Origin of the sequence: Nitratidesulfovibrio liaohensis, from assembly GCF_011682075.1 — a bacterium.
GTDB classification, from domain to species: domain Bacteria; phylum Desulfobacterota; class Desulfovibrionia; order Desulfovibrionales; family Desulfovibrionaceae; genus Cupidesulfovibrio; species Cupidesulfovibrio liaohensis.
Genome location: NZ_VSMK01000184.1, coordinates 1 through 5138 on the forward strand (window position 1 = coordinate 1; position 5138 = coordinate 5138).

Annotated in this window: 5 protein-coding genes; 3 read left to right on the forward strand and 2 right to left on the reverse strand. The window is 67.6% G+C overall.

The window, feature by feature from the left end; all coding sequences use genetic code 11:
• Nucleotides 1-287, reverse strand: a 287-nt coding sequence (locus tag FVW27_RS07420) for a sigma 54-interacting transcriptional regulator (RefSeq protein WP_167123993.1), incomplete at its 3' end; no start/stop codon positions are given.
• 188 nt (nt 288-475) lie between these two features.
• Here FVW27_RS07420 and pspA point away from each other — a divergent pair.
• The 3 genes from pspA (at nt 476) to pspC (ending at nt 2335) form a co-directional block, all read left to right on the forward strand.
• On the forward strand, nt 476-1207 hold the full coding sequence (pspA, locus tag FVW27_RS07425; protein ID WP_167123995.1) for a phage shock protein PspA: 732 nt from the start codon (nt 476-478) through the stop codon (nt 1205-1207).
• 235 nt (nt 1208-1442) lie between these two features.
• Nucleotides 1443-1766: an envelope stress response membrane protein PspB gene (pspB, locus tag FVW27_RS07430; protein ID WP_035067175.1), complete on the forward strand. Its 324-nt coding sequence runs from the start codon at nt 1443-1445 to the stop codon at nt 1764-1766.
• Nucleotides 1767-1768: 2 nt separating this feature from the next.
• Nucleotides 1769-2335, forward strand: a complete 567-nt coding sequence (gene pspC / locus FVW27_RS20895; RefSeq protein ID WP_208294679.1) for an envelope stress response membrane protein PspC — start codon at nt 1769-1771, stop codon at nt 2333-2335.
• Nucleotides 2336-3784: 1449 nt separating this feature from the next.
• On the opposite strand, the gene FVW27_RS07440 is transcribed toward pspC, so the two are convergent.
• Entirely contained in the window at nt 3785-4858 is a 1074-nt protein-coding gene (locus FVW27_RS07440; protein ID WP_243838276.1) for a DMT family transporter, read from the reverse strand.
• Nucleotides 4859-5138 lie beyond the last annotated feature (280 nt).

Here is a 5138-nt window from a genome sequence, read left to right on the forward strand (position 1 = left end):
GCCCCGGTGAAGGCCCCGGCCTCGTGGCCGAACAGTTCGGCCTCGGCCAGGGTGGGGGCCAGCGCCGCGCAGTCCAGCACCACCAGCGGTCCCTGCCAGCGCGGGGAAAGATAGTGCAGTCGCGCGGCGGCAAGCTCCTTGCCGGTGCCGCGTTCGCCCGCCAGCAGCACGGGTCGGTCCACGCGCGCCACACGAGAAAGCGCCTCCTGAAAGGCGAGAAACGCGTCCGACTGGCCGATGGCCTCGGTCAGTGCTGGCGACGCGGCAGCGCGCGTGCGATCGTGCATGGTTGATTCAACCATATTTTGGTGATTTTCACCAGAGATTGGGATAAATCAATTTTGCGGGCGGTGTGCATCGCCCGGCATGTTGAGGTCATTCCCAGTGATTGCTCATGGTTGCCTCCTGCGGGCTGGCTGGCACGGTTGCTGCTTTCCTGCTGACACGAATGCACGACGCACCGCAGGAGGCGATCATGGGTATCTTTTCGCGATTCAAGGACATCGTCAGTTCCAACATCAGCGCCATGCTGGACAAGGCCGAGGACCCGGAAAAGCTGGTCCGGCTGATGATCCGCGAGATGGAGGAAACGCTGGTGGAACTGAAGGCCGGGTGCGCCTCCAGCATGGCAGAGGCGCGTCGGGTGCGCCGCGAACTGGACGGCGTGCTGGACCAGGTGGACCGCTGGGACCGCCGGGCCGAACTGGCCGTGACCTCCGGGCGCGAGGACCTTGCGCGCGAGGCGCTGCTTGAACGCCGACGCGAGAACGAGCGCGCCGACGCACTGCGCCGCGAACTGGACGAAATCGACGCGCTGGTGGCACGCACGCAGGGTGACATGGACGTGCTGGACGAAAAGCTGGCAGCCGCGCGCGACAAGCAGCGCATGCTGGTGCAGCGCCACGTGCATGCCCGGGTACGTCGGCAGGCCCGCGAGGACGTGCGCCGCGCCGCATCGCTGGAAGTGATGCACCGGTTCGAGGAACTGGAGCGCCGCGTGGAACACATGGAGGCAGAGGCCGACGCCGTGCGCGTGCCCACGGATACGCGCAACGGTCTGGATGCCGCCTTCGCGGACCTGGAAACGCGCGACGAACTGGAGCGCGAGCTGGCCGCCCTGCGCGCCCGCGTGGGCGAACGGGCTGCCAATTCAGGCAAGGGCGCAGCCGCCCCGCGCCACGGTGAAGTTTCCGGCGCAATGGAGTAACCGCCTTGCGCCCGCCGGTTGCAGAGGCTAGGCTGGATGCCCGCGCGGCATCGCCCGTGCAGGATTGGAGTGTGCGCCGGCCTGCATGGGGCCGCGCCAGACTCATCAGGCGCATCAGGTGCATCAGGCGCACCGCACGTGTTGACGTCCGCGATTCCATCCGGGCTTGCCACCCCGCTGCCCGCGCCACGGGCCACGTCCCGGCGCACGGCGGCACGACAGTTCGAGGCCACGCATGCACGAGCCATACATGTTCGAGGAAATGTTCGCCGTCATGGCGCAACTGGGGCCGGTCATGATGTTCTGGTTCATGGTGCTGCCCGCGCTGGTGGCCGTGCTGTTGCTGGCCATCCTGTATCGCCTGCTGCGCACCCGCGAGGGCGCCACCCCGGCGCATGACGACGAGGCCCGGATGATCCAGGAAATGTACCGGGCCATGGGCCGCATGGAGGAGCGGGTGGAGGCGCTGGAAACGCTGCTGCTCGATCCGGACGGCACGGCGGGGCGTGCCCGGCATGACGCCGGACGCGATGCCCCGCGCGGCCAGGGGAGGGAATGACCATGGACGGCCACGAAAGCAGGTTCGACAGGCGTCCCGGCTGGGGCCGGGGCGGGCGTCATTGCTCCAACGGGGAAGGCCGCGACGGGAACGGATTCGACCGTGACGGCGCGTGCCGGGCCGGATGGCATGGCGATGGCGCGCGCCGGGAAAATATCTGGGACACGCTGCGCGGCGGGCGGGATGCCTGGCATGATCGAGGCCCCCGCACCCTGTACCGCGCCCGCGACGGCAAGCTGATGGGAGTGTGTAAAGGGCTTGCGCAACATTTCGGAATGTCGGTATTCATGGTGCGCGCGCTGTTCGTGGCGGCGGCCCTGTTCACCGGGTTCTGGCCCGTGGTGGGCTTGTACGTGCTGGCCGGGCTGGTGATGAAGCCGCGCCCGGTGCTGCCACCGGCGGACGCGGGCGAACGCGACTTCTACGGCAGCTACGTGTCCTCGCGCGGCGAGGCGCTGCGCAGGCTGAAGGAAAAGTTCGACCGGCTGGAAGGCCGCATCCGCCGCATGGAAGATGTGGTCACGCGACGAGATTTCGACTGGGACCGCAGGTTTGGCGCACAGCGCTGACCGGCCATGGGCCGGGAAGTGCGCGGAGCGCGGAAGCGCCGCCGCGCAGGACGGCTGACGCGCGGGAATGGCGGCAACCCGACTGGCGTTGCCGCGCAGGGCGTCACACAGGCCGGGCGGTTCCGGACACCATAGTCCTTAGGGATGGAGAGGCGTCTCCGGACGGGGGCGAGGGCAAAGGCTCTCGTCCCCGTCTACTTTTCGGGGAGAGGAGCGGAAAAGCGGGATAAGAGAGGGAAGAGAGGAGTGTCCTGCCTTGTTGGATGCGGCTTCTACGAAGACAGTTGAGCCCCTTTGGACGCGCTCGATTTCGTTATGCCTTCGGCGGACAGGGGGTGTTGTAACGAACACCCCCTGTACCCCCGCGTTCCAGGGGCTACGCCCCTTGGAACCCCGGGTCGTCCTGCGCGGCGTTCCTGCCGTCGGCAGCTTCCCTGCGGCGCAAGGCCCCTCCGGGTGATCTGTCCGGCGGAATGCGCATGTGCACGAACCTCCCGCCGCCATGCCGCCACTCGGGTGCCCTTCCGACGCCCCCGTTGCGACGCATATGCCGCCGCCAAAGCCCGGCGGCACACGCTTCTACGCACGATGGGTTATCGTTGCCAGCTCCCGGAAAGACAGGCATCGGCATCACTGGCGGCACGTTCCTAATCCCCCTGTTCCCCTTCCTTTAAACCCGTGCGCGGCCTTGGGCGCACGGGGGGCTGGTGCCGCGAACACGGCGTGAAAATAAGCGTTTTTTCCGCTGGCGAGGAAGGACGCGTTTCGCCGCAGGGAGTGTATATGGATACTCGACCAAGGCGAAACGCGGGCTGACGACGCCAGCGGGAAAAAGACTGTTTTTGCGCCACATTCCCGGCGTTCAGGAACAGACGCCCCCTGTCGCTCGCCCCCCTCCGTTTCCTTTCCCCGTTGCCGTCCTGTTCCCCTTCCTTCAATCCCGTGCGCGGCCTTGGGCGCACGGGGGGGGTGGTGCCGGGAAGACGGTGTGAAAACAAGAGTTTTTCCGCTGGCGAGGAAGGACGCGTTTCGCCGCAGGGAGTGTATATGGATACTCGACCAAGGCAAAACGCGGACTGACGACGCCAGCGGGAAAAAGAGTGTTTTTGCGCCACATTCCCGGCGTTCAGGAACAGACGCCCCCTGTCGCTCGCCCCCCTCCGTTTCCTTTCCCCGTTGCCGTCCTGTTCCCCTTCCTTCAATCCCGTGCGCGGCCTTGGGCGCACGGGGGGCTGGTGCCGCGAAGACGGCGTGAAAACAAGCGTTTTTTCCGCTGGCGAGGAAGGACGCGTTTCGCCGCAGGGAGTGTATATGGATACTCGACCAAGGCGAAACGCGGGCTGACGACGCCAGCGGGAAAAAGGCTGTTTTTGCGCCGCATTCCCGGCAGTACAGAGCAGCCTGACCACCCAGGCCTTGCCACGCCCCCGCGGCGCTACCCCCCCCGCGCTACCCCCGACGCTGCAACAGGTTGCCTGCCACAATCAGCACCAGCCCCGCCAACGTGGTGGGCAGTATCCGCTCGCCCAGCAGCAGTGCAATGAACACCAGCGACAGAAACGGCGAAAAGAAGATCAGATTGCCGATGCGCGCCGCCGACTCCGTCAAACGCATGGCCTTCAGCCAGAACACGAAGGCAATGCCCATCTCGAACGCGCCCACGTACGCGGCGGCGGCAAGCCCCGGCCACAGTTCCGCCCCCAGCGGCAGCGTCGAAAAGATGCACGTGGCAGCCAACACCAACGGCAACCCCGCCGCGAAGTTGCAGAATAGCCCCAGCACCGGCTCCAGCGGGCTGCGCGCGTTGCCGATCCAGTACAGCGCCCAGATCACCGTGCTCACCAGCGCCAGCGCCACCCCGGTCACGTTGCCCCCGGCCAGCGCGGCCACGTCGCCCCGCGTGGCGATGACCACCACCCCGGCATAGCTCACGGCCACGGCCAGCAACTCGCGCCGGGTCACCTTGTGCCCCAGCAGCGGCACGGAAAGCAGCGTCAGGGTGATGGCCCAGGTATAGTTCACCGGCTGGGCCACCTGCGCGGGCAGCAGGGCGTACGCCTTGAACAGCACGATGTAGTAGGCGAAGGGGTTCAGCACGCCCAGCAGCGCGGCCCGCAGCAGTTCGCGCCGGGGCGCGGCCGCCAGCTCACGGACCACCCCCCCGAATCCGTGGCGGACCAGCAGGATGGCGGCCAGCACCAGCAGCGACACCGCCGTGGACACCAGCAGCAACTGCAACGGATCCAGCTGGCGCAGGGCCAGCTTGAAGGCCGTGGCCACCGTGGACCAGATGGCCACCGTGGCGATGCCGTACAGATAGGCCTTGCGCTGGTCGGGGCGCTGCCCGGCAGCGACAGGCGTGGCAGAGGCGGAGACGTCAGGCGCAGGCGGGGCGTTCGGTGCCAGCGAGGCTGACGCACAATCGCTGGCAAGCCCGGCGCCCCCGGTGCCGGGTGCAATGTCGGTCGGTGTGCCCTTCGCGGCGGTCGTGTCACCAGGCGGACTGTCGTGAGGAGTGGTCATGCGGCCTCCTGCCGCGTGTACTAGCACCGCCGGGCAGACAATGCCAATGGCGACGGCCCCCTGCGCCCGTGCAGGATCGGATGCAATGGGCCACGCCTTTGCGCAATCCGGATTCCTGCTGTATGCTTGACGGCACTACGCACCGCCAGCACCGGAGTTCACCATGCCCTTCTGCCCTGCCTCGGCAGCGCCGCGCGCGGCCACACTGGCCGCATCACCCGCGCGGACCGTTCTTCACCCCGCGCACGTCCGCCAGCCGCGCGCCACGCCCGTTCCCCCG

What these genes read in the sequence shown, in the direction of transcription:
- pspA (WP_167123995.1), top strand. Translation starts at nt 476, where the DNA reads ATGGGTATCTTTTCGCGATTCAAGGACATCGTCAGTTCCAACATCAGC.
- pspB (WP_035067175.1), top strand. Translation starts at nt 1,443, where the DNA reads ATGCACGAGCCATACATGTTCGAGGAAATGTTCGCCGTCATGGCGCAA.
- pspC (WP_208294679.1), top strand. Translation starts at nt 1,769, where the DNA reads ATGGACGGCCACGAAAGCAGGTTCGACAGGCGTCCCGGCTGGGGCCGG.
- FVW27_RS07440 (WP_243838276.1), bottom strand. Translation starts at nt 4,858, where the DNA reads ATGACCACTCCTCACGACAGTCCGCCTGGTGACACGACCGCCGCGAAG.